Origin of the sequence: Natrinema limicola JCM 13563 (assembly GCF_000337475.1) — an archaeon.
Classification (GTDB): Archaea; Halobacteriota; Halobacteria; order Halobacteriales; family Natrialbaceae; genus Natrinema; species Natrinema limicola.
Map to the genome: position 1 here is coordinate 35,872 of NZ_AOIT01000049.1, position 23,180 is coordinate 59,051.

A 23,180-nucleotide genomic window follows, 5' to 3' on the forward strand; every position below is an offset into this window, starting at 1 on the left:
CCAGATCGCGCCGTCCGACCCTATGTTCCGTGATCCCAGCTGCCCATATAGTCGCGCTGGGTGTCCGTCAGCGAGTCGAAGTCAACGCCTTCGGCTGCGAGTTTGATCTCGGCGATCTCTTTGTCGAGGTCGTCGGGCACGTCGTGGACGCCAGCGTCGTAGGCATCACCGTTCTCGATCAGTTCACGGACACAGACGGCCTGAATCCCGAACGACTGGTCCATGACCTCGACGGGGTGGCCAAGCGAGACCGGCGCAGCGAGGTTGACGAGTCGACCCTCGGCGATGACGTTCAGCCGGCGGCCGTCTGCGAGTTCGTAGGCCTCGACGCCGTCGCGGGCCTCGTAGCGATCCACGGCGAGGTCGTCGAGCGCCTCGAGGTCGATTTCGATGTCGAAGTGGCCGGCGTTGGCGAGTAAGACGCCGTCTTGCATCTTCTCGAAGTGCTCCTCGACGATGACGTCGCGGTTGCCAGTCGTCGTCAGGAAGACGTCACCGATTTCGGCAGCCTCGTCCATCGGCATCACGTCGTAGCCTTCCATGTGGGCCTCGAGCGCGCGGCGGGGCTCGACTTCGGTGACGATGACGTTGGCGTTCTGGCCCGATGCCTTCTTCGCGACGCCCTTGCCACAGTAGCCGTAGCCGGCAACGACGACGTTCTTGCCGGCCCACGAGAGATTCGTGGTCATGGCGATGGAGGCCAGCGAGGACTCGCCGGTGCCGTGAACGTTGTCGAACAGCCGCTTCATGGGTGTGTCGTTGACCGCGAAGACGGGGTAGTCAAGCGCACCGTCGTCGTCCATCGCGCGCAGGCGGTGGACGCCGGTCGTGGTCTCCTCTGCCCCGCCGATGATGCCGTCGATCAATTCGGGGTAGTCCTCGTGGATCGCCGCAACGAGGTCCATCCCGTCGTCGACGGTAATCGTCGGCTCGTGGGCGATGACGGCCTCGATGGCGGCGTAGTATTCGTCATCGTCGACGCCGCGTTTAGCGTAGCTGGTGATGTTCTCGTGGGTATCCAGTGCCGCCGAGACATCGTCGTGAGTCGAAAGCGGGTTACAGCCGGTGACGGCGACCTCCGCGCCACCCTCCGCGAGCGTTTCGACGAGAATCGCCGTCTTCGCCTCGACGTGCATCGCCATCGCGATGCGCTCGCCCTCGAAGGGTTGGTCGGCGACGAACTCCTCGCGGACGTGTTCTAAGATCGGCATATGCTGGGCTGCCCAGTCCATCTTCCGGCGTCCCTCCGTACGAGCGGACTCGAGATCGTCCAGTTGCTCGCTGATCGGGGGATACTCGGTGTTGGTCATGGGTCGATTGAGTGGGAGCGGGGCAAAAACGCTACCGAACCGCTCCGGCGACCGATTTCTGACGGCGGTTCGAACGTGACAGGAGAGACGTATCTCTAGCGGAGTCGAAATGAACGGCGAAAACGGTGGGTGAGCCGCGATTACTACGTGCCTGATCGATCGAGGCGGCCACGGTCAGGTGGCGAGCGCCGCGATCGTGGTTCAATACCGGCGATGGCTAACGGACCGCGTGTCAGCGTCAGCCCCTCGAGCGCAGGTCGAGAGCGGTATTAGTTCGGACCGGCGTGGCTGGGTGGGCCGCCGTTTCCGTTATTTCCGCCATCGTTTTCGGCGTCCTCGTCGTCGCTTTCGTCTTCCTCGTCTGCATCGTCGCTTTCGTCTTCCTCGTCTGCATCGTCGCTTTCGTCTTCCTCGTCTGCATCGTCGCTCTCGTCTTCATCGTCTGCGTCGTCGCTCTCGTCTTCCTCGTCTGCATCGTCGCTCTCGTCTGCGTCATCTGCGTCGTCGCTTTCGTCTTCGTCGTCTGCGTCGTCTGCGTCGTCGCGATCAGTCGGCGGGCCAGCGTGTTCTGGTGGCCCTCGTTCGTCGTCATCGTCTTCCTCGACGTCCTCGCTGTCGTCGTCCTCGAGGTCGTCATCAGTCGGCGGGCCAGCGTGTTCCGGTGGCCCTCGTTTGTCGTCATCGTCGTCTTCGTCATCATCATCGTCATCCGGCGGGCCAGCGTGGCTCGGCGGTCCGGCGTGGGCCGGCGCGTTACCTGGGTTGTTTTCGACGACGAAGCCGGCAACTCGCAGTCCGAGCGGCGTATCGGATTCGTTCTCCTTCTCTTCCTCGACGAAGGAAGAGACCAGGGAGCCGAAGTTCTCGTACTCGGCAGGCTCGAGCGTCGCCGTCGTCTCGGCGGATTTGCTGTCGGTCGTCGCGGTGATGGCGACCTCGACGCTATCGTTCTCGAACGGCGCGGACAGGCTCACCGTGCCGTTCTCGTCCGTCGTGTACGTGCCCTCGTCAGTGTAGGACACGTTCTCGTCGACAGTCGAGACGTTGACCGTCGCGTTTGCGACCGCGCTCTCGTTGTCCGTGACCGTCACGGTGACGTCATCGTTGTCCTGCTCGACGGCGACAACGAGGCCGGAGTAGAGCGTCGTCTCCGTCTCAGCGGTGAGCAGCTCACCGGAGACGTTCTCGTACGACGCAGCGACCGTCACGTCGACCGTTTCCGTGGGTTCGGGAAGGACGACCGTGCCGTTGGTATCGGTCTGATACTCGCCCGCACTCTCGTAGGTCGCGTTCTCGTCGACCGGCGTCACGTTGACAGTCGCGTTCGCGACTGCGCTCTCGTTCGACGTGACAGTCACGACGGTGTCGTCAACGGACACGTCCAGCGTTTCTAACCCATCGGGTTCGAGCGTTGCCGTCGTCGTCTCCGTGGCGTTCCCGTACTCCGCCTTGATCTCCACGTCGACCGTCGTATTTGGTGCGGGGAGATCGACCGTGCCGTCGGCGTCAGTCGTGTCGTTCCCGTCTGTGCCCTCGTAGGAGACGTTCTCGTCGAGTGTCGTCACGGAGACAGTCGCGTTCTCGACTGAACTCTCGTTCGACGTCACCGTTACGAGGGTGTCCTCGACGGATACGTTCAGTTCGTCAATCTCGTCGGACGTTGCATCATTACTGGCTGCCGCCGCCGACACTGTTCCCAGCGGGGCGGCCACAGACAGGATCATCGCGGCAGCCAACGCCACCACGAATAATCGGTTTCGTTTCATCTCACTCAAGACATTCAGGTATCCGTGAATAAACCCACCCGGCAGTTCTCGGTGTTTTCGACTCGAACGAAACAGTACGAGAGACCGTTTAAACGTTTATAACAAAATCTGGGCGTTCAGTTTTCGTTCAGGTGGCTGAACGGAACCGGCATTATCCGTCGGCGCGAGCGGCCAGCGCCTCGGCCGCCTCGAGCGCACGCTCGCGAACCGCCCGTTCATCGAGCGTCAACACCTCGCGGTCGCGCATGAGCACCTGCCCGTCACAGACGGTGTGACGGACGTCCGACGCCGCGGCCGCGTAGGCGAGGTGACTGACGAGATCGTGTGGCGGGGTGAGGTGGGGTTGCTCGAGGTCGATCACGGCGAAATCGGCCGGTGCGCCTTCCTCGAGTCTGGTCGACTCGAGGCCAATCGCGTCGGCGCTGCCCTGCGTGAGCATCTCAACGACTGCCTCGGCGGGGACCGCGCTGGCGTCGTCGGCCGCGAGTTTGCCGAGCATGGCCGCGTCGCGGGCCTCATCGAGCATCGAGAGGTCGTTGTTCGAGGCTGCGCCGTCGGTGCCGAGGCCGACGGTGACGCCGGCCTCGCGCATACGCTGGACGGGAGCCATCCCGCTTGCCAGTTTCATGTTCGAGGCCGGACAGTGGATCACGCCGGTGTCGGCCTCCGCGAGCAACTCGATCTCGCGGTCGTCGACGTGGACGCCGTGGGCGATGAAGTCCTCGGGCTCGAGCATTCCTCGCTCGGCGGCGTACGCGAGCGGCCGCTGGCCGTGCTCGTCGACGATCGGCGCGACCTCCTCGGTGGTCTCGTTGGCGTGGTAATGAATCGGGACTCCCGCCTCGCGCGCTTCAGGGACGAACTCCTCGAGGTACTCGTCCCCGACGGTCGTCAGCGAGTGGGGCATAAACGCCGTCGAGATCCGGCCGGCTGCCGCGCCGTCGTACTCACGGGCGATCTCGAGGCTCGTCCGGGCGTCCTCGCGGGCGACATCGCCGTCCTTGCCGATGGTGACGATCCCGTGACCTAGGCGGGCTCGGAGTCCGGCTTCCTCGACCGCAGCGGCGATCTCGGGGACGTGGAAGTACATGTCCGCGAAGGCAGTGGTGCCGGACTTGATCAGCTCGAGCAGCCCCAGTTCGGTCCCGACGCGGACGTCCTCTGGGGTCAGCTCGCCCTCGGCAGGCCAGATATCCTCCTGGAGCCACGCGTCGAGCGGCTTGTCGTCAGCGTACCCCCGCAGGAGCGTCATCGCGACGTGGCAGTGGCCGTTGACGAACCCCGGCGTCACGAGCGAACCGGCGGCGTCGAGCGTCTCGTCGGCATCGGGCCCGAGGTCGGAGCCGAGCTCGAGGATTGCACCAGTATCCTGATCGACCAGTACGTCTGCGGCCGTCACCGTCAGATCGGGCCGAAGGACCTGCCCGTCGGTGATCGCAAGTGTCGTCATTGACTCGAGATTCTCCTCGGACGGCCTTAGCCTGTCGATGGACCGCGACGGGACGAGCCGCGGGGTTTATGGATCAGTTTGATAACATGAAACTATGGACAATCGGACCCAGCGCGAGCGCGACCGGTCCAGCGGCAGCTATCCACCGCGTGCCGCGCTCGCCGACGCGTGGGACGAACACAGCCGATACGTCGGCTTCGCCGCCGGCCTGTTCGCGGTCGGGATCGTCGCCGGCGTCGCGCTCATGGTCGCCGGCTACAACTTGCTCGAGATCATCCAAGAGGTGGTCGGCGAGCCGCTGTTCCCCGACATCAGCGATCGGAGCCGGCTCGAACTGGCACAGTTCTTGCTCGTCAACAACAGCCGGGCGTACCTGCTGTCGATCCTCGGCATCCTGACACTCGGGCTCCTGACGGCCTGGGCGATGGTGTTCAACGGGATCATCGTCGGGAACGTCGGTGCCTTTATCGCTGGGAGTGTCGGCGTCGGCTACATCCTCGTGGGCCTGTTGCCCCATGGCATCTTCGAGCTCCCAGCGCTCTTTATCGCCGCTGGCGTCGGCTTCCGACTGCTCTACCGGGTCGGCCAGCGGCTTCGCGGCACGCGCGATGCGATCGTCACGAAACGCTATCTCTACCGAACCGGCCTGCTCGTCCTCGCGGGCTGGCTCCTGCTGGTCGTCGCCGCCGTCGTCGAGGCGTTCGTCACGCCCGCGCTGCTCGAGGCGCTGTTTGCCGACCGGCTCGAGTCGATGGGGTCGTCCACGTAATTGGGTCCGTTTATCCAATTTATAAGCTGTTGAACGGTTGTGAACGGATCGAATCGTCGTCCCCCTTTTTCTCGAGGAAGTGACTGTGCTCGGGTATGAACAGACGCGCAATCCAACTCGTATTGGTGGCAGCCCTCGTCGCCATCGCCGGCTGTGCCGGTGGGATGGGCGGCGATCCAGGAACGAACGACGATGGCTCGATGACGGACTCGAGCGGGACGGGAACGGCCGCGTTCTACGTCAGCGACGAGCCGAACGCGATCGACGACTTCGAGCACCTCAACGTGACGATCACGAAAGTCGGGTTCAAGAAGACCGGCAACGTGACCGACGATGCGACGAACGAGACCGACGGCAACGTCACCGACGGCAACGTAACGGAGACCAACTCGGACAGTGCCGGCAACGAATCGACGACCGAAACGCCAACCAACGAGACGGCCGAGAACGACAGTGATGACAGCGCGGCCGACGAGCAGTGGATCGAGCGCGAGGTCAACGAAACGACGGTCGATCTCACCGGGCTGAAAGGCGCAAACGCGTCCATGATCGACGAGTTCGAGCTGCCCGCCGGCGAGTACGAGACGGTCTTCATCTACGTCAGCGACACCGAGGGCGTCCTGACCGACGGGACCGAAACGCGCGTGAAACTACCGAGCGAAAAACTCCAACTGAACACGACGTTTACCATCGGCAACAACGAGTCGGTCGACTTCGTCTACGACATCGCACCCCACAAAGCCGGCAAGAGCGGGAAATATATCCTCAAGCCGGTAATCAGCGAGAGCGGAACGGGCGACGACGTCGAGATCCACGACGTCGACGAACAGCAGCCTGACAAATCGGCGAACAGTGAGCAGCAAGACGACGAGAGTGGAGACGAAGCCGAAGCAACGCAGGCAGACAACGACGGACAGCAGTCCACGGATACACCGCAGCAAAGCTAACGCAATCGACAGCCATCATAGCGGTGTGAGCCGTCGACACTAACAGTGGTGGCACGTCGCTCGCCGCCCGACTCGAACGCTATTTTCCGACTGGATTGACAGCCCGAACGCGGTCGACTCGAGCCGGTCAGCGCCGGAACCGCCCGAACAGCCGGTAGTCGTGGTCGGGCGTGTACCGGCGGAATAGCAGGCTGTTCGAGAGGACCGACACCGACGACAGCGCCATCGCACCGGCCGCGAGCACGGGCTGGAGCAGGCCAAGCGATGCAAGCGGGATCATCGCGGTGTTGTAGCCAAGCGCCCAGACGAGGTTCTGCTTGATTTTGTCCAGCGTCGCCTGCGAGATCCGGATCGCCTTCACCACGTCGAGGGGGTCGTCGCGCATCAGTGTCACGTCCGCTGCCTCGATGGCCACGTCGGTCCCCGAGCCGATAGCAGTGCCGACGGACGCGACCGCGAGCGCGGGCGCGTCGTTGACGCCGTCGCCGACCATCATGGCCTTGCGACCCCCGGACTGGATGTCCTCGACCGCGTCGGCCTTGTCCTCGGGGAGGACACCCGCACGAACGTTGTCGGGGTCGATCCCGACCCGTTCGGCGACGGCACGGGCCGTCCGCTCGTTATCGCCGGTGATGAGCATCACGTCGAGATCGCGCTCCTGCAGGGCCGCGACCGCGTCGGCCGAACTGTCCTTGACCGTGTCGGCGTCCGCGACCACGCCCGCAACCGCGCCGTCGACCGCGACCAACATCGCGGTCTTGCCCTCGCGCTCGAGCCGTTCCATCTCGTCGGCGGCAGGCGCAGGGTCGACGCCTTCGCCCTCGAGCAGCCGCCGGTTGCCAACCAGCACCTCGCGGCCCTCGACGGTCGCCCGGACGCCCTGTCCGGGGATGTTCTCGAACTCGTCGGGGGTGACCGGGTCGAGGCCGCGTTCCTCGGCACCCTCGACGATCGCCTGTGCGAGCGGGTGTTCGCTGTTGCGCTCGGCGCTGGCCGCGAGGCGGAGCACCTCGTGGTCCTCGAGGGACGGGCGGGCGGTCAGCGTGCCACCGTCGGTCGCCGTCTCGCCGCCGTCTGCCGCCGCAGCCTTGCCCTCGAGGGCGACCACGTCGGTCAGCGTCATCTCGCCGGTCGTCAGCGTCCCAGTCTTGTCGAAGACGACGGTGTCGACGTCCTTCGCGCGCTCCAAAATATCACCGCCCTTGAACAGGACGCCGTTTTGTGCGCCCAGCGTGGAGCCAACCATCGTCGCGGCAGGCGTCGCCAGCCCGAGCGCGCAGGGACAGGCGATCAGGACGGCGGAGGCGAAGACGACGATCGCGAACTCGAACGCCGAGAGCGCGGCCGGACCGCCACCGACCAGTCCCCACAGCGGGAGCGCACCGACGAAGCCGGCCAGTGGCTCGGGGAAGAGATACCAGGCAAGCCCCCAAACCGTCGCGTTCAGGATGACCGCGGGGACGAAGTACGCCGAGATGCGATCCGCGAGGTTCTGGATCTCCGGCTGGCGCGCCTGGGCCTCCTTGACAGTCTGGACGATCCCCTGCAAGGCGGTGTCTGCGCCGACTTTCGTCGCCTCGACGATCAGCACGCCGTTTTTGTTGATCGTCGAGCCGATTACCTCGTCGCCGTCCTCCTTCTCGACGGGGACGGACTCGCCAGTCACCATCGACTCGTCGACCGCGGACTGGCCGTCCACGACGACGCCGTCAGTCGGGATCTTTTCGCCCGGCCGGACCTTCATCCGGTCGCCGACCGCGACATCCTCGCGTGGCACCTCTCGCTCGGTGCCGTCGTCGTCGACCAGCGTGGCCGTCTCGGCCTCCATCTCGAGCAGCTTCCGCAACGCATCGCCGGCCTGGCCCTTCGAGCGGGCCTCGAGGTAGTTGCCCAGCGTGATGAACACGAGGATCATCGCGGCGGTGTCGAAATAGAGGTTCCCCGCGAGGAGGTCAAGCAGGACGACGAGGCTGTAGATGTAGGCCGTCGACGAGCCCAGCGCGATCAGCACGTCCATGTTGGCGGTCCGGTTTTTGACGAGCGCCGTATACGAGTTCGCGAGGAACTCGCGGCCGAGCACGACGTAGACCGGCGTCGCGAGCAGGAACTCGACCCAGCCGAAGCTGACGCCGAAGACCGTCTCGGGCAGCAACTCCCCGCCGAGCAGGAACTTGTTCGCGAGGAAGAACAGGAACGGGGCCGACAGCACCGCGCCGAAGAGCGTCAGCCGAAGCTGCTTGCGGATTTCGGCCTGTCGCGCCGCGTCGCGGCGCTCCTGGTCCGACTGCCCCTCGCTATCGTCGCCTGCCTCCTCGCGGACGGGCATGTAGCCCGCGTTCTCGATTGCCGCATAGAGGTCCTCGAGCGAGGCGTCGACGGGGTTGTACTCGACCTGGGCTTCGTCGGTCGCGTAGTTGACCTCGACGTCGATGACGCCAGGGACGGACTCGAGTGCCGTCTCGTTGGCCTCGGCGCAGTTCGCACAGCTCATGTCCGTGATGCCGATCGACCGACTCGCGCGCTCGGCGTGGTAGCCGGCGTCGTCGATCGTCTCGTAGATCGTGGCGAGTGACACCTGCTCAGGGTCGTACTCGACGGTTCCCTCGTCGGTGGCGAAGTTGATACTCGCCTCGCGTACGCCGTCTGTAGACTCCAGGGCACTGTTGATCGACTGCGAACAGTTCGCACAACTCATGCCCCGGATGTCCAGGTGTGCGGTCCGGGTACTCATTACTGATTACTAGGGAGTGGTGCCTTACCCACTTTACTGGTCAGAACGCAAAGTCTCGGAACTCTATTTCTTTGGAATCGTAACTCATGCACCCTCCTCGAGCCGGTCGTATCGCTGTTCGAACCGGCTCCGACAAGAGGGACAGCAGAAGTGGTACATCTCGCCGTCGATACGGGTCGACTCACCCTCGCTGTCGACGGTGTTGCCACACTCTACACAGGTGAGCGCAAACGCCGCTCCGTCGAGCGACGGCGTCCATTCGGCGTCGTCGATCAGCGTCACGTCATAGTCGACGCCGTCGACGGGAAACAGCCCCTCGAGCCACTCGTGGACCCGCTGGAGTTGGGCCCGTGCGTAGAACCAGCAGTCGCCGTCGGCGGTGACAAACACGTGTTCGACCGCATCGGCGTCGACGAGCGCTGCCTTGCACGCACCGACAGCACCCGGCGGAACGGTCGCCCGAACGAACACCGGAACGCCTGCCCGAAGCTGTGACTGGTCGACATCGACGGTGAAGCCGTTGATGACGCCTGCCTCCTCGAGGCGGTCGACCCGGTCGGAGACGGCCGGCCCGGAAAGCCCGACCTGCTCGGCGATCTCGCTGTACGGACGGCGCGCGTTCTCGGCCAGCAGCCGCAGGATCTCCATGTCAGTCTCGTCGAGGTCGCGCATACCACCGGTTGGGCCTTGAGAGCAAAGAACGTAGCGACAACTACTTTCGGATCGAACGTTTCGATCGGGCTCAGTTTTGGATCGAAAGTAGTAATGCACAAAGATCGGGCGTCCATACACGTTCGTATGAGTCAGACGATCACCGTCGAAGGAATGTCGTGTGAACACTGCGAACAGAGCGTCGAAGACGCCCTCGAGGACGTCCAGGGCGTGCAGTCGGTCGACGTCGATCGGGACGCAGCGCAGGCGACCGTCGAGGGCGACGCGGCGACTCAGGACCTCGTCAACGCGGTCGACGAGGCCGGCTACGACGCGTCGGCGTAGACACCACACCGCCTCGAGTTGAGCGACCGAAGCACTAGTTTTTCACTGGTCCGCGCACCCACGGCTATCGCGTGGTATGCCGGTACCGACTGACAGCCGTCCGTATCAGTGGTGCTCGTGTGACTGGTCAGCATCCGAAATGTGCGGCGAGGTGTCCGCGAATTCGGCAGGCTCGTTCTCGAACGCGCGTTTACAGGTGCCCGAACAGAAGTAGTAGGTCTCGCCGTCGTACGTGGCGCTCGGGCCATCGTCATCGGTACGCATCCCACACACTGGATCGCGGTACTGGCCGGGTGCGCCGAGCCCGCGGCGGTAGACGTACAGGAGAAAGCCGGACAGTGCGAACGCGACGAGGTTGAGATAGAAGGTGTAGTCGACCGCGAAGTACGTCTGCTCGGTCGCCGTCTCGCCGCCAGCCAGGTTCGGGACGATGCCGAGCGCGTCGAAGAGCAGTTCCATCAGAAACCCGGTGAAGGCCATCGTCACGAAGAAGACGCCGAGGATGTAGAGCATGACCGCCCAGCCGTAGTACTTCCGGTAGACATTGAGAACCGGAATCGTGATGAGATCGGCGTAGACGAACGCGATGACACCAGCGAAGCTAATGCCGCCGCCCCAGAGCGCGACGGCGAACGGGACGTTGCCCATGCTCCCGACGAAACTGATGACGGCGATCGCGACGCCCATGATCGCGTTTTCGGCGGTGATCAAGAGACTATCGCCCTCGAGGAACAGCGCGTTCCAGACCCACTGTGGGACGAACACGATCACGAACCCCGAAATGAGAAAGCCCGCGACGACGTCCGTCCAGATCATCGACCACTCCTTGCGGTACTGGTTCCCGAGTTTGTACCAGCCACCCCACGAGCGGAGGTCGTCGTTCCACGTGCCGCTGCCCGCTGTCTGCTGCCGATAAGTCTCGAGACAGCCCTCGGAACAGAACTGCAGCGTCTCGCCGCCGTCAGTGACGATCGTGTGTTCGTCGGATCCCTCCATCCCACACGTCGGGTCCACCATGTCGCCGTGGTCGTGCTCGCGCTGGACGAGTTCCGCACGAACGTCGTCGAACAGCGTCTCCGGGAGGGTCAGCCGAACGATGAGCGCCATGACTGCGATAAGGACGAGTCCACCGAGCAGTTCCGCAACGAGGAACTCCCAACCCAGCAGGATCAGGATCATCAGGCCGAGCTCGACGATGAGGTTCGTCGACGCGAACATGAACGCAAGGAAGTTCACTACGTGTGCGCCCTTTGCGAACAGCCCCTTGCCGATGGCGACCGCACCGAAGCTACAGCCGCTACTCGCCGCGCCGAACACCGTCGCCTTTGCGAGACTCGAGAGGTCGTCGTCCCCGAGCACCCGCGCCATTCGCTCCTTCGAGACGTACACCTGTACGAGGCTCGTAATCGTGAGCCCCATGATGATCGCCCAGGCTGCCGTCCAGAGGAACCCGAGCCCGATCCGGAGTGACTCGAGAACTCCTTCGAGAGGTGTTACCACCATACATAGTCTATCGGATGGATCGGCTATTGCGGTTGCCCTTCGAAACACGGCGTCGCTACCGTTTCGAGCGAGTGGGTCGAAAGTGATCGGACGGTCAGAGTTTGAATGTCAGCGCGAATCCGTGGCCGCTCGAGTTCTCGCCAGGTCGAGACAGCCCTCGCTCGCCCGACCCACTGTACCGACCAGACGCGACGCCCCCCACAGAACCGCGAGCACGCAGCGGACACCCGCGAATGTCAAGTTCAATGACTGACAGTTCGATCAGGACAGTCGGATCATGATGAACAAACGCCGTCGGCACACGGTCGCTCGCGGACATTGGATTCGAAGGGGGAACCGCATTGAGTCGGGAGACCGTATCTTCTCATGGAGACGGTCCGATCCGTCACCAGTGAGCCATCATGGCAGCAAACACGACAGAGACACGACTCGTCACGATCGTCCTCATCGCCATCGGCGTCCTCGTTGTGCTGCCGATGGTCTTTATGGGGTTCGGAATGATGGGCTTCGGTCCGATGATGGGCGGCATGTGGGGCCACGGAACGTGGGGCGGTGGAACGGCACCCGGCTGGCTGCCCCTCGCCAGCGTCCTGCTGCAACTGCTGTTCGTCGCCGCTATCGTCGGTGCCGGCTATCTGCTCTACCGAGTTGTTGCAGGCTCGAGCGACGGTTCCGATGGGGCACTCGAGGAACTTCGCCTCGCGTACGCCCGCGGCGAGTTGAGCGACGAGGAGTACGAACAGCGCCGGGAGACGCTCGAGCGGGATCGCTCACGCTGAGGGCGACTCGCCAGCGTGTGACGTCTCCAGAGCCGTCCCGTCGCGTGGACAGTACTCGTACGCCGGATCACGTGTTTGGAACCCACAGACGGGACACGTTCGAACCGGTGGTTCCGATGACGTTCGTCCCGACCGACCGAACAGAAACGGAACGAAGGGAACGAACAGAAAGACCGCGACCGTATTGAACCGCCACCAGAGGACGGCACTCACGAGGAGACTCACCAGCAGCCCCACCACAGCGGTTGCGGTTCGCGAACCGAGCATACGCCGGGCTAGGCACACGTCGATGAAAGGAACAGCGGTCGGCGTCACCGACCCGCGCCTCGAGCGTGACTGTCCAGTCGACGGTGGCGACCGTTTGCCCCGATGAAAAGACAATTGCCCGCCGACACCCAAGAGCGGGCATATGCGAATCGCCGTTCCCAACAAGGGCCGCCTGCACGAGCCGACGATCGATCTCTTAGAGCGGGCGGGGCTCCATCTCGAGAACGGAGCCGACCGGAAACTCTACGCCGACACGGTCGATCCCGACGTCACTGTGCTGTTCGCCCGCGCGGCCGACATCCCGGAGTACGTCGCCGACGGCGCGGCCGACTTGGGCATCACTGGCTTCGATCAGGTCTGTGAGGCCCGCGTGGACAACGTCGAGGAGTTGCTCGACCTCGAGTTCGGACGCTGTCGGCTCGTCCTGGCAGCCCCCGAAGACGGGGACATCACGTCCGTCGACGATCTGGCGGGCAAGATCGTCGCCACCGAGTTCCCGAACATCACCGCCGATTTCTTTGCCGACACCGGCGTCGAACCCGACATCGTCGAGGTTTCGGGCGCGACGGAACTTACCCCCCACGTCGAGATGGCCGACGCCATCGTCGACATCACGAGCACCGGCACCACGCTGAAGATGAACCGGCTGGCCATCGTCGACGAAGTCCTCTCGAGTTCGGTGCGGCTGTTCGGCCGTGACGACGTCGTAGAGGACCCGAAAATAGAAGAGGTCAGGACCGCGCTGTCCTCGGTCAAAGACGCCGAGGGCAAGCGCTACCTGATGATGAACGTGCCACGAGCCGAACTCGACGACGTCCGCGACGTCATCCCAGGGCTTGGCGGACCGACGGTCATGGACATCGCCGATGAAATGGACGACGAAGGGAAGGTCGCGGTCCATGCCGTCGTCAACGAGACGGACGTCTTCGAGACGATTACGGACGTCAAAGCGGCCGGCGCGAGCGATATTTTGGTGACCGAGATCGAGCGTCTGGTCGAGTAGGCCCCTACTCGAGCCGGGCGGCGATCGGTTGCTCGGACGATTCGGAGTCGAGTTCGAGCAGGGATTCGAACGCCGATGCGTGTTCCCCCGGCGCGACGAGGTTTTGCGCCGGGTCATAGCGCACGATGTCGTGTTCCGCGAGCAGCGGCAGGTGCGTCCGACACAACGAGACGTGGATCCGCTGGCGAAGCTGGTGAATGGGCGTCCCGACTGTCGGATCGTATTCGGCGTCAGCAAGAGTCGCCACCAGCCGCCGGACCGAAACCGGCTCGTCGGCCGCAAGCACGCAGCGCAGTACCTCCCGACGGCGGTCATTATCGACGATGCGATCGATCGTCTCACGCGGAAGCGAACGACGGCCGAGAACGCCGTTGTTACCGAGCGGAAACCGGTCCGAAACGGCGAGCGACCGATCTGAGTGGATCGTCATTGGCACGTGAGAGTCAGGGATCAGACACCGGATAAACGCGGTCGGTCGTTTCAGTGAATGTGGCCCGATTCAGGCGAGTCAGCCGCTCTACGGGCAGAATGAACGGTCGATAATTCGGATAAAGCGAGGGTTATTCAGAGTATTAGTGGTGAATCCGATAGGAACGACGTTCGTAAACAGTCACGGGCGGCGATCTCTCGCTGCTCCAGATTCATCAGCACACAAGACGGTAACAGGACGAGACCGACGGCGGTCGATCATCGACGACACATCGCCGAGACTATCGACACGGGCTCGGATGGGACCGATCACAGCTGTCGCCCCGTGCCATCGGCGACAGCGACTCACGTGCGATCACGGGAGATTCCGTGATGGCCGGCAGCATGAACGAGCGGGCGCTGGTGGCGCCGATTCGAGTGACCCGACGGCGTTACTCGAGCAGCCCCAGATCCTCGAGGCGGGAGACGATCTTGTCGACGGCGTGTTCGGCGTCTTCGGGCTTTTTCCCGCCGGTGATGACGAGTTTGCCCGACCCGAACAGCAGGGCGACGACTTCGGGTTCGTCGAGGCGGTAGACGAGCCCCGGGAACTGCTCGGGTTCGTACTCGATGTTCTCTAAGCCAAGCCCGATGGCGATCGCGTTCAGGTTGAGATTGCGGCCCAGATCTGCCGAGGTGACGATGTTCTGGACGACGATCTCCGGGTCTTCGTTGACCTGAATCTGGAGTTCACGAAGTTTGTCGAAGACGATCCGCAGGCTCTCGTGGACGTCGTCGGTGCTTTTCGCGCCGGTACAGACGATCTTCCCCGATCGGAAGATCAACGCGGCGGATTTTGGATTCTGGGTTCGGTAGACGAGACCGGGGAACTGCTCGGGGTCGTAATCGGCACCCTCGAGGTCCATCGCGACGCTCTGGAGATCGAGTTCCTGTCCAATACCGGTCGACGCCACCACGTTTTCGATGTTGATGGTGTCCTTCGGATCCGTCATTAGTCGCTTAAAAAGACGTATTTAAGGTTTATAAAGGTTGGTGCCGCCACCTGATATATCCGGTTTATACGACCGGTATCGAGCGGAGAAAACGGCAGCCTCATACGCGAGGGACGGCCACCAACGACCGTGTACCTGCTCGAGTTAGGCGGTGAGGACGATGCGTTCGCGGCCCGCGAAGCGGAAAGTGCCGCGACCGGCGTCGACCGGATCGCACCCGGCCTCGCCGTCGCCGACGCGATCGTTCCCGCACACGTTCGCGGGCTCGCCTACACCCATCGTGCCAGCGAACTCGTTGGCCGAGGTGACGCCGATCTCGCGAGCGCACGCGCCATCCTCGAGGCCGCTGCGATCGACCGGGAAGGGACGGTCGCAGTGCGTGCGACCGACGTCCACGGCACCAGCGGCGTAAGCACCGAGCACGCGGAACGCGAACTGGGACAAGTACTGGTCGATCGCGGCTTTGCGGTGGATCTCGACGACCCCGACCACTGTCTGCGGGCCGTCTTTGCTGCGGGGCCACTCGAGAAGAGCAACGACGACGGCGTGCTCGAGTCGCTCGAGGATAACGGCGACGCCCCTACGGGAAAGGAGGTCTCCGTCTGTGCGCTGGGTTGGCTCGAAGCCGAGAGCGTCCGCGATTTTGGGACGCGTGCCCCGACGGACAAGCCCTTTTTCCAGCCCGGCAGCATGGATCCCCTGCTCGCACGCGCCGTTGCGAACATCGCCGGCGCACGACCGGGGGCGACGATTCTGGACCCGATGTGTGGCACCGGCGGCGTGCTCGTCGAGGCCGGCCTCGTCGGTGCGGACGCGATCGGGACCGACGCGCAGGCGAAGATGGCCGACGGCGCGCGGACGAACCTCCGGCACTTCCTCGAGCGCGACGAGCCCTCGCCGACCGGCTGCGACCGCGGAACCTGGCACGTCGGCCGCGGCGACGCGACCCGACTGCCGCTGGTCGACAATGCGGTCGACGGCGTCGTCTTCGACGCCCCCTACGGCCGCCAGTCGAAGATCGATACCCACCGGCTCGAGGACCTCGTTGCGGGTGCCCTCGCCGAAGCGCGGCGGGTGGCCCCGCGAGCGGTCGTCGTCGCGGACCGGTCGTGGGCGAGTGAGGCGCGAACGGCCGGCTGGGAGATCGAGTCGGCCTTCGAGCGCCGCGTGCATCGCTCGCTGACGCGGTACGTGATGGTACTCGAGGAAGCAGGCCGGTGTCAGTAGTCGGCCTCGAGCGCGCGCTTTCTGAGTCGCTCACCCTCGTCCGTTTCGACGGTGAGATCGGGAACCTGAACCGGTGAGCCGTCCTCGTTGATCGCGACGAAGGTGAACGAGGATTCGGTCGTCTTTTCAGTCTCGCCGGTTCGTGGATTCTCGCGTTTGGCCCGTAATGCGACGTGGACGCTCGTTTTCCCCGCGTCGTAGACGTAGGCCTCGACCAGTGCCGTGTCGCCGATCTGGATCGGGCGTTCGAACGCGAGGCTGTTGACCTGTGCGGTGACGCAGGTCTCACCGGCGAACCGCATCGCTGCCATGCCGGCGAGCTCGTCGAGCCACTTCATCAGGTTGCCGCCGTGGAGCGTGCCGTTGCTGTTTGCGTGGTTTGGCTGCACGCGAAAGCGATTCTCGATGTGCGTCTCACGAACCGTTGGCATACAGCGTGTTCACCCACAGCGCGGAGAAAGGTGCTTCGGTCGTGCTGTTCTAGTTGGCGTCGCGACCCAGTTCGGCCAACAGATGCGAAACGTGAATCCGGTCGCTGGTTCCTTCGTGGAGTTCGAACTCGACATCGGCGGCGAGCCGGTGGATTCGGGCTAACTGTGGGCCCTGGTAGCGCTTGCGGGCCACGCCGAGGATCGACTCGAGCACCTCGGTACCGTCGAGGCCCTCATCGACGAGCAGGTCGTCGAGCGTCGACCGAGCGTCGGTGAACGCGCCGGCCTCGGCGTCGTCGAGCATCGACTCGATCTCGTCTTCGAGGCCGACGTCGCCGAGCGTCTCGTAGGCCGCACTCATCGTGAGTTCGCCTTCGTCCTCGACGGTCGTCTGGGCCGCCAGGATCGCCTGCCGGAGGTTGCCGTCCGCGTAGCCGGCGACGAACTCGAGGCCGTCGGCGTCGTACTCGACGCCCTCGCGCTCGACGATCCGCTCGAGGACGGTCACGAGTTCGTCGCTGGTCGGCGAGCGAAACGAGACGGGGAAACATCGCGAGCGGATCGGTGGGATGAGCTTGGTGGGCTGGCGCGTCGCGACGATGAATTGGGTCGTCCGATGGTGTTGTTCCATGATCCGGCGCAACGCCTGCTGGAAGTCCTCGCGGACGTTCTCAGCGTTGTCGAGTAAGATCGTGGTGTACCCACCCGAGACGGGCGCGTAGCTCGCGGATTCCTTGAGGACGTGGTTGATCATGTCCCGTTTGGACAGCGACGAGCGGCCGACGAGGAAGTGCTCGAACCGGGGGTCGTTCTTGATCTCGGTTTTGGTCCGGCCGAAGAAGTCGGCGACGTTGATCTCGACGAAGTCGTTGTCCGGATCGTCGTGAGCCTCACGGGCCAGTGCGCGCGCTGCGGCCGTCTTCCCGCTTCCCGGCGGCCCCTGCAGGAGGAGATTCAGTGGCTCCTCGACGGCTCGCTGTAGGTACTCGCGAGCGTCGTCCTGTGGCAACTCGGCCAGCTCCGGGGCGTGGGTTTCGGTCCACAGCGGCGCGTCCATCGCCAGCGAGTAGGGTCGGGCCGGGTAAGAATCGGTCGATTACTCCTCGCCGTCACCGGGCTCGTCCGCCACGGCCCCGAACGTGAACACCGTCTGTACTGGCTCGCCGCTGGACTCGATCGGGGTGGCCGCGTCGACGGTGTCCGGGGTACCTGCATAGAGAGTCGCCGTCAGTTCGTCGTCTGCGGCGATCGACGTGTCGGCCGGCAGGTCGATTGTGACGTTTCCATGCTCGCCGGGGTCGAGTCGCTCGCTCGTCCCGAGGACCGTCCCATCGCGCTCGAGGGCGACGAATCCCTCCTCGGGAGTCGCCGCAGAGACCGTCACGCTGTCGTTGCTCGCAGCGTCGACCGCGACGACCGGGTCGGTGTGGAACTCGAGGTCGATCCGACCGAGTTCGCCATCGTCCTCGGTGTAGACGCCGATCGACTGGTTACCGGCTGGTGCACCGTTCGTCTCCACCTCGAAGGTCACGTTCCGGACTTCGCCGCTCTCGAGTTCGAACACCTGTCGGGCGAAGACGGCCCCGCCGATTCGAACCTCGACCGGTTGTTGGGCCTGGAACGTCGTCGGGTTGCGGATCTGGGCGCTCACGGAGATCGTCTCGTTCGTGGTCGCCGCCGATGGCGCGTCGATCGAGTCGACGACGAACGAATTACTGACCCCGCTGTCGCCGCTTAACACCGTCGCGGTGTCGCTGACCGGGAACCCGTCCTCCAGGTACGGTTGATCCTCCTCACCGTCCGTGGCCTCGTAGGCATAGCCCGCTTGCCCGGAAGTATCCTGATGGACCGTCGCGGTAAGCTGTCCGACGAGATCACGGCTCGCGCCGTCCTCGCGCTCGATGGTCACGTTCTCGTGTGTGCCGGCCTCGAGCCGATCTGAAACGGCAAGCGGCTGGTCACTGCCGTCGGTGATGACGACGTAGCCGCCGTCCGAAAGCGTCACGTCCTGGATGGTGACGCTGGTGCCGTTGCCCCGCTGGTCGTCGAACGTGATCGATGCCTCCGGCTGTTCCTCGACGCCGAAGATGGCGGGTGCCTGACCGACGAGGATCCCGGCCGCGATGACGATCGCGATCGCGATCACGATGGCACCGATCTGCTTGAGCGTCCCGAACGTCGCTCTCGAGCTCATTGGGAGTACCGTCACGGTTGACTTCGGGTTCGACGACCGTAAAACGCGCTGACTGTTTGCAGGTCGGTAACATAGTTCAACAAGTGCGACCCGGACGATCCGTCGGCTGGTAAGCGCAGCCGACAGATTGGTTGGCACTGCCTACCAAGATAGAGTCATAGAACGCTTGTTCTGGTCAATGGGAGGTGAATAATTGACGAGTCGAGTGCCGGACGCCATGTCCGAACTGATGGTGCTCTTCAGAGAGACCGCTATACAGCAGTTTTTGACAATTCTAGTATATACACCGACACAGTAACGGTATCCGAAACCGGCTCGCTCGAGCCGACGGGCATGGAGACACAGTTCAGGGACACGGACGATCGAAGCCGGTTTAGCTACGGCCCGCCGAGCATGGACCGATGCCACTGCGCGTGACGTTTCTGGGGACGGCCGGAGCGATTCCGACGACCGAACGGAATCCGAGCAGCGTCTTCGTCGCTCGTGAGGGCGAGGGACTGTTGTTCGATGCCGGCGAGGGAACCCAGCGCCAGATGATGCGCTTTGGGACCGGGTTTTCGGTCTCGCACCTGTTCGTCACGCACCTCCACGGCGATCACGTCCTCGGGATTCCGGGGCTGCTCGAGACGATGGCCTTCAACGACCGCACTGAGCCGCTGGCGATTCACACCCCCCATGGCACGCGCCGCCAGCTCAAGTCGCTGGTCAACGCTCTCGGGAACCGCCCCTCGTTTCCCGTGCGGATCAACGAGGTCGGCGACGGCGACGTCGCCTACCGCGCCGACGAGTACGAGGTTCGCGCGTTCGCGACCGACCACGACACTCGGTCGGTCGGCTACGCGCTCGTCGAGGACGACCGCAAGGGCCGCTTCGACCGCGAACACGCCGAGGAACTGGGCGTCCCTGTCGGGCCGAAGTTCTCGAAACTCCACAAGGGAGAATCAGTCGAACTCGAGGACGGCACCGTCGTCGAGCCCGAGCAGGTCGTCGGCGAGCCCCGGCCCGGCCGGTCGATCGTCTACACCGGCGATACGCGACCGACGGCGGCGACGATCGAGGTCGCCGACGAGCCCGACCTGTTGATCCACGACGCGACGTTCGCCGACGACATGGCCGATCGGGCGACCGACACCGCCCACGCGACGGCCCGGCAGGCCGCCGAGATCGCCAACCGGACCGGTGCAGACCGGCTCGCGTTGATGCACATCTCGTCGCGCTACGCCGGGTACGCGGGCGACCACCTCGAGCAGGCTCGCGAGGTCTTCGCGGGCGACGCCGAGAACGTCTGTGTCCCCGACGACGGGCAGAAACTCGAGATTCCATATCCCGACAGCGACGACGCGTAAGCGGGCCGGTAACCCGACCCGAAATTCCGCGCCGGATTTATAGCTGACTCGTTCCTAGAGGCCCCTGTGAGTACGCGAACGAGTGCGCTCGATGCGGTCGTCTTCGGTGTCGACATTCAGAGCGGTGACGTGCGCGGTGACGCGCCATCGTACGCACTGGCGGTTTACGACGGCGACGATGTCAGCCGGGACGTCGTCTCCCACCGGAAACTCAGGCGGTTGATCGACGACGAGGAGCCGGCGATCGTCGCGACCGACAATATGTACGAACTCGCCGCCGACAAGGACCAACTGATCCACTTTCTTGGCTCGTTGCCTGCCGACACGCGGCTCGTCCAGGTGACAGGTGCCGAACAACCGGAGCCGCTGTCTCGCGTCGCGAAACGCCACGGTATCCCCTACGGCAAAGAGCCGATGAAAGAGGCCGAGGCCGCAGCCCGGCTGGCCGCCCACAACGTCGGCCACGAAGTCTCGGCGTTTACCGACACGACGGAGGTCAAGGTCTCCCGGGGCCGTTCGACCGGCAGCGGCGGGTGGAGTGAGGACCGCTACACCCGCCGCATCCACGGCTCCGTGCGGAAACGGGCCCGCGAGGTCGAGTCGGCACTCGAGGAGGCAAATCTCGAGTACGAGCGGGACGTCCGCGAGGCCTACGGCGGCTTCGCCAACGCCGTCTTCACCGTCGAAGCGCGCCCGAGCGACATCCCCGTCTCGCGCAACCGGTCGGGCGATGTCCGCGTCGAGATCGAACGCGAACGCCGCGACGGGATCGAGTTTCGGCCGCTGGTCAAACGCCGCGACCACGTCATCGTCGGGATCGACCCCGGGACGACGACCGCCGTCGCCATCGTGAGCCTCGAGGGAGAAGTGCTGGACGTCTGGAGTTCCCGAACCAGCGACACCGCCGAAGTGATCGAGTGGATCGTCGAGCGCGGCCGGCCGATCATCGTCGCGGCCGACGTGACGCCGATCCCCGAGACCGTCGAGAAGTTCCGCCGGAGCTTCGACGCCGCCGCCTGGACGCCCACGCGGGACCTGCCGATCGACGAGAAACAACATCGCACGCGCGAACATCACTATGAGAACGACCACCAGCGCGACGCGATGGCCGCCGCCCTCTATGCCCTCGACGCCCACGAAGACCAGTTCGAGCGCATCGCCGCCAAACTCCCGCCAGGGATGGACCGCGGCGAAGTCACCGCCCGTGTCGTCGCCGGCGAGGAAAGCGTCGAAGCCGTCCTGCGGGACCTGCGCGACGACGAGGGCGACAGCGACGATGACGCGACCGAGCACGAGCCCCGCGAGCTCACCGCCGAAGAAAAGCGGATCAACTCCCTCGAGCGCCAGGTCGAACGGCTGCAATCACACGTCGATACCCTCGAAGGGCGACTCGAGGACCGCGACGAACGGATCAACGAACTCGAGAACAGCCTCAGCGGTGCCCGCCGTCAGGAGCGCAAAGAAGTTCGCAAAGACCGCGAGGTGAGCCGCCTGGAACGAAAGGCAAACCGGCTCGAGCTCGAACGCGACGAGGCCCGCGAGCAGGTCGAAAAACTCGAGAAGAAGGTCGAACGGATGAAGGCCCTCTGGAAGCTCGATCACTCGAACTTCAGTGACGTCTCCGCGAAGAAAGAGGGACTGGTCCCGGTCAAGGTCGTCGAGAAGTTCACGAAAGGCGCGATCCGCGAGGCCGACGACCAGTATGGCATCGCAAGCGGCGATGTCGTCTACATTCGTGATGCAAGCGGCGCGGGCCGCTCGACAGCCGAACTCATGGCCGAGTTCGACCCCCGCGTGATCCTCAAAGACGGCGGCCTCTCGGAGATCGCCGACGAGATCCTCTTCGAGGCCGAGATCCCTGTCGGACCCGCCGACGACGTCGCGATGCAGGAGGTCGACGAACTCGCCGTCGCCCGCGAGGACGACGTCGAGGCAGTCATCGACGACTGGCACGACCGCGCCAAAGCCCGGAAACGGGATCGGAAAGCCGCGATGGTCGACCAGCTCATCAGCGAGCACCGCGCCGGCAACAACGGGGTCTGACAGGGTTCGAGTCGCCGTCCATTACGATTCGGGACCGGGTTCCATCGGCGACAGCACCTGTGGCACCTCCTCGAGCGCGACTTCCTCGGTCAGGTCCTCGGTGTCGTCGACCGGTCCGTTGATGAACAGCGCGTGGGTGATAAAGACGATCGCGACGCCGCCGAAGCTGACGACCGCAAGGAAAAACGAGACGGTCGTCGCGTAGCCGATGAGGACTCCGAGGCCGAGGCTCGCTCCGATACCGCTCAAGACGAGATCGTAGTACTGGAGCGTGTATTCCATACGGTCGATACGCGACGTAGGGGCAAAACCCTTGACCCAGTGTTCGAGTCGATCAGAACATCCCGAAGCTCTGGAGCATCCCCGAGATAAGTGATTTAACGACCAGTCCAAGGCCGGCGAGGATGAGTGCCATTCCCGCGGCGATCAAGAGACTCTCGTACGCGACGAGTGCGATGCCGGCGAGCAAGAGCACGAGCCCGACGACGCCGACCGCACCGAGATTTCGGAACATATCCACGCGTCGAGAGCCAAGCGAAATAAGCAGCGTGGTTCCTTGTCCTGCTCGAGTCAGTCGATCGGACTCGCGAACGGACAAAGACAATAAAGGGTTAAACCGCTTGAACGCGAAGCCGCGGCCATGAGCGACGACGGAGATGGCGGTCGGAAGAACCTCCGGATGCCCGAGGACGACGAGGTCTTTGCGACCGTCACGAACATGCTCGGGGCGAATCGCGTGAAAGTACGCTGTGCCGATGGGAAAGAGCGCACCGCACGCATTCCCGGCAAGATGCAAAAACGCATCTGGATCCGCGAAGACGACGTGGTCCTCGTCGAGCCCTGGGACTGGCAGGACGAAAAGGCCGACATCACCTGGCGCTACGAGAAAAGCGAGGCCGATCAGCTCCGCCGCGAAGGTCATATTCAGTAATCGACGCTCGTTTTGCGTGGCTTCACCCTGAACGCAGTTGCTGAAGTTCAACCACCGGCTGGTCTC

General features: G+C 64.1%; 23 protein-coding genes. 9 read left to right on the forward strand and 14 right to left on the reverse strand.

The genetic code is table 11. The annotated features are described in order from the left end of the window. Nucleotides 1–20: 20 nt before the first annotated feature. The 3 genes from C476_RS12070 to C476_RS12080 form a co-directional block, all read right to left on the reverse strand. On the reverse strand, nucleotides 21–1,310 hold the full coding sequence (locus C476_RS12070; RefSeq protein ID WP_008013314.1) for an adenosylhomocysteinase: 1,290 nt from the start codon (nucleotides 1,308–1,310) through the stop codon (nucleotides 21–23). A gap of 269 nt (nucleotides 1,311–1,579) precedes the next feature. Further along, nucleotides 1,580–3,034, reverse strand: coding sequence for a hypothetical protein (locus C476_RS12075; RefSeq protein WP_049911801.1), 1,455 nt, complete (start codon nucleotides 3,032–3,034; stop codon nucleotides 1,580–1,582). Nucleotides 3,035–3,227: 193 nt separating this feature from the next. Continuing rightward, nucleotides 3,228–4,526, reverse strand: a complete 1,299-nt coding sequence (locus tag C476_RS12080; RefSeq protein ID WP_008013317.1) for an amidohydrolase — start codon at nucleotides 4,524–4,526, stop codon at nucleotides 3,228–3,230. Nucleotides 4,527–4,620: 94 nt separating this feature from the next. Here C476_RS12080 and C476_RS12085 point away from each other — a divergent pair, with 94 nt between their 5' ends. Both C476_RS12085 and C476_RS12090 read left to right on the forward strand, forming a co-directional pair. Next, complete coding sequence (locus tag C476_RS12085) at nucleotides 4,621–5,295, forward strand: stage II sporulation protein M (protein ID WP_008013319.1); 675 nt, start codon at nucleotides 4,621–4,623, stop codon at nucleotides 5,293–5,295. A 95-nt stretch (nucleotides 5,296–5,390) separates the two neighbouring features. Continuing rightward, nucleotides 5,391–6,242 (forward strand): DUF4382 domain-containing protein, encoded by an 852-nt coding sequence (locus C476_RS12090; RefSeq protein WP_008013321.1) that lies wholly within the window; start codon nucleotides 5,391–5,393, stop codon nucleotides 6,240–6,242. Between the two features lie 127 nt (nucleotides 6,243–6,369). Here the strand turns inward: C476_RS12090 and C476_RS12095 are convergent, their stop codons facing one another. Both C476_RS12095 and C476_RS12100 read right to left on the reverse strand, forming a co-directional pair. Beyond that, entirely contained in the window at nucleotides 6,370–8,973 is a 2,604-nt protein-coding gene (locus C476_RS12095; protein WP_008013322.1) for a heavy metal translocating P-type ATPase, read from the reverse strand. Between the two features lie 84 nt (nucleotides 8,974–9,057). Then, complete coding sequence (locus C476_RS12100; RefSeq protein WP_008013324.1) at nucleotides 9,058–9,645, reverse strand: AsnC family transcriptional regulator; 588 nt, start codon at nucleotides 9,643–9,645, stop codon at nucleotides 9,058–9,060. Nucleotides 9,646–9,771: 126 nt separating this feature from the next. On the opposite strand from C476_RS12100, the gene C476_RS12105 reads away from it, so the two are divergent. Then, a complete protein-coding gene (locus C476_RS12105; protein ID WP_008013325.1) occupies nucleotides 9,772–9,969 on the forward strand; it encodes a CopZ family metallochaperone in 198 nt (65 codons plus the stop codon). A gap of 105 nt (nucleotides 9,970–10,074) precedes the next feature. Here the strand turns inward: C476_RS12105 and C476_RS12110 are convergent, their stop codons facing one another. Then, a complete protein-coding gene (locus C476_RS12110; protein ID WP_008013327.1) occupies nucleotides 10,075–11,472 on the reverse strand; it encodes a permease in 1,398 nt (465 codons plus the stop codon). A 401-nt stretch (nucleotides 11,473–11,873) separates the two neighbouring features. Between C476_RS12110 and C476_RS12120 the strand changes: the two genes are divergently transcribed. Then, the gene (locus C476_RS12120; RefSeq protein ID WP_008013334.1) at nucleotides 11,874–12,251 is read left to right on the forward strand and encodes an SHOCT domain-containing protein; all 378 of its coding nucleotides are present in this window, start codon (nucleotides 11,874–11,876) and stop codon (nucleotides 12,249–12,251) included. On the opposite strand, the gene C476_RS12125 is transcribed toward C476_RS12120, so the two are convergent. Continuing rightward, nucleotides 12,243–12,518, reverse strand: coding sequence for a hypothetical protein (locus C476_RS12125; RefSeq protein ID WP_008013335.1), 276 nt, complete (start codon nucleotides 12,516–12,518; stop codon nucleotides 12,243–12,245). The two genes, C476_RS12120 and C476_RS12125, sit on opposite strands and share 9 nt — an antisense overlap. A 142-nt stretch (nucleotides 12,519–12,660) precedes the next feature. Between C476_RS12125 and hisG the strand changes: the two genes are divergently transcribed. Continuing rightward, on the forward strand, nucleotides 12,661–13,521 hold the full coding sequence (hisG, locus tag C476_RS12130) for an ATP phosphoribosyltransferase (protein ID WP_008013337.1): 861 nt from the start codon (nucleotides 12,661–12,663) through the stop codon (nucleotides 13,519–13,521). A gap of 4 nt (nucleotides 13,522–13,525) precedes the next feature. Here the strand turns inward: hisG and C476_RS12135 are convergent, their stop codons facing one another. Both C476_RS12135 and C476_RS12140 read right to left on the reverse strand, forming a co-directional pair. After that, a complete protein-coding gene (locus C476_RS12135; RefSeq protein WP_049911804.1) occupies nucleotides 13,526–13,951 on the reverse strand; it encodes a DUF7344 domain-containing protein in 426 nt (141 codons plus the stop codon). Between the two features lie 430 nt (nucleotides 13,952–14,381). After that, nucleotides 14,382–14,942, reverse strand: a complete 561-nt coding sequence (locus C476_RS12140; protein ID WP_006671604.1) for a TATA-box-binding protein — start codon at nucleotides 14,940–14,942, stop codon at nucleotides 14,382–14,384. A 129-nt stretch (nucleotides 14,943–15,071) separates the two neighbouring features. Between C476_RS12140 and C476_RS12145 the strand changes: the two genes are divergently transcribed. After that, a complete protein-coding gene (locus C476_RS12145; protein ID WP_008013363.1) occupies nucleotides 15,072–16,169 on the forward strand; it encodes an RNA methylase in 1,098 nt (365 codons plus the stop codon). Here C476_RS12145 and C476_RS12150 read toward each other — a convergent pair. The 3 genes from C476_RS12150 to C476_RS12160 are packed head-to-tail and all read right to left on the reverse strand — an operon-like array spanning nucleotide 16,163 to nucleotide 18,794. Next, complete coding sequence (locus C476_RS12150) at nucleotides 16,163–16,600, reverse strand: acyl-CoA thioesterase (RefSeq protein WP_008013365.1); 438 nt, start codon at nucleotides 16,598–16,600, stop codon at nucleotides 16,163–16,165. The two genes, C476_RS12145 and C476_RS12150, sit on opposite strands and share 7 nt — an antisense overlap. A gap of 49 nt (nucleotides 16,601–16,649) precedes the next feature. Further along, nucleotides 16,650–17,657, reverse strand: coding sequence for an AAA family ATPase (locus C476_RS12155; protein WP_008013366.1), 1,008 nt, complete (start codon nucleotides 17,655–17,657; stop codon nucleotides 16,650–16,652). A gap of 39 nt (nucleotides 17,658–17,696) precedes the next feature. After that, nucleotides 17,697–18,794: a DUF7282 domain-containing protein gene (locus tag C476_RS12160; RefSeq protein ID WP_049911808.1), complete on the reverse strand. Its 1,098-nt coding sequence runs from the start codon at nucleotides 18,792–18,794 to the stop codon at nucleotides 17,697–17,699. Nucleotides 18,795–19,195: 401 nt separating this feature from the next. Between C476_RS12160 and rnz the strand changes: the two genes are divergently transcribed. Continuing rightward, nucleotides 19,196–20,140, forward strand: a complete 945-nt coding sequence (rnz, locus tag C476_RS12165) for a ribonuclease Z (protein ID WP_008013372.1) — start codon at nucleotides 19,196–19,198, stop codon at nucleotides 20,138–20,140. A gap of 66 nt (nucleotides 20,141–20,206) precedes the next feature. Continuing rightward, nucleotides 20,207–22,183 carry a DUF460 domain-containing protein gene (locus C476_RS12170; protein ID WP_008013374.1) on the forward strand — a complete coding sequence of 659 codons (1,977 nt, stop codon included), beginning with the start codon at nucleotides 20,207–20,209 and terminating at the stop codon, nucleotides 22,181–22,183. Between the two features lie 21 nt (nucleotides 22,184–22,204). Here C476_RS12170 and C476_RS12175 read toward each other — a convergent pair whose 3' ends face one another. Together C476_RS12175 and C476_RS12180 are read right to left on the reverse strand one after the other, a co-directional pair. After that, nucleotides 22,205–22,465 (reverse strand): hypothetical protein, encoded by a 261-nt coding sequence (locus C476_RS12175; RefSeq protein WP_008013377.1) that lies wholly within the window; start codon nucleotides 22,463–22,465, stop codon nucleotides 22,205–22,207. A 52-nt stretch (nucleotides 22,466–22,517) separates the two neighbouring features. Continuing rightward, complete coding sequence (locus C476_RS12180) at nucleotides 22,518–22,697, reverse strand: DUF7470 family protein (RefSeq protein ID WP_008013379.1); 180 nt, start codon at nucleotides 22,695–22,697, stop codon at nucleotides 22,518–22,520. Between the two features lie 126 nt (nucleotides 22,698–22,823). Here C476_RS12180 and eif1A point away from each other — a divergent pair, with 126 nt between their 5' ends. Next, on the forward strand, nucleotides 22,824–23,114 hold the full coding sequence (eif1A, locus tag C476_RS12185) for a translation initiation factor eIF-1A (RefSeq protein WP_008013381.1): 291 nt from the start codon (nucleotides 22,824–22,826) through the stop codon (nucleotides 23,112–23,114). The last annotated feature ends 66 nt before the right edge of the window (nucleotides 23,115–23,180 follow it).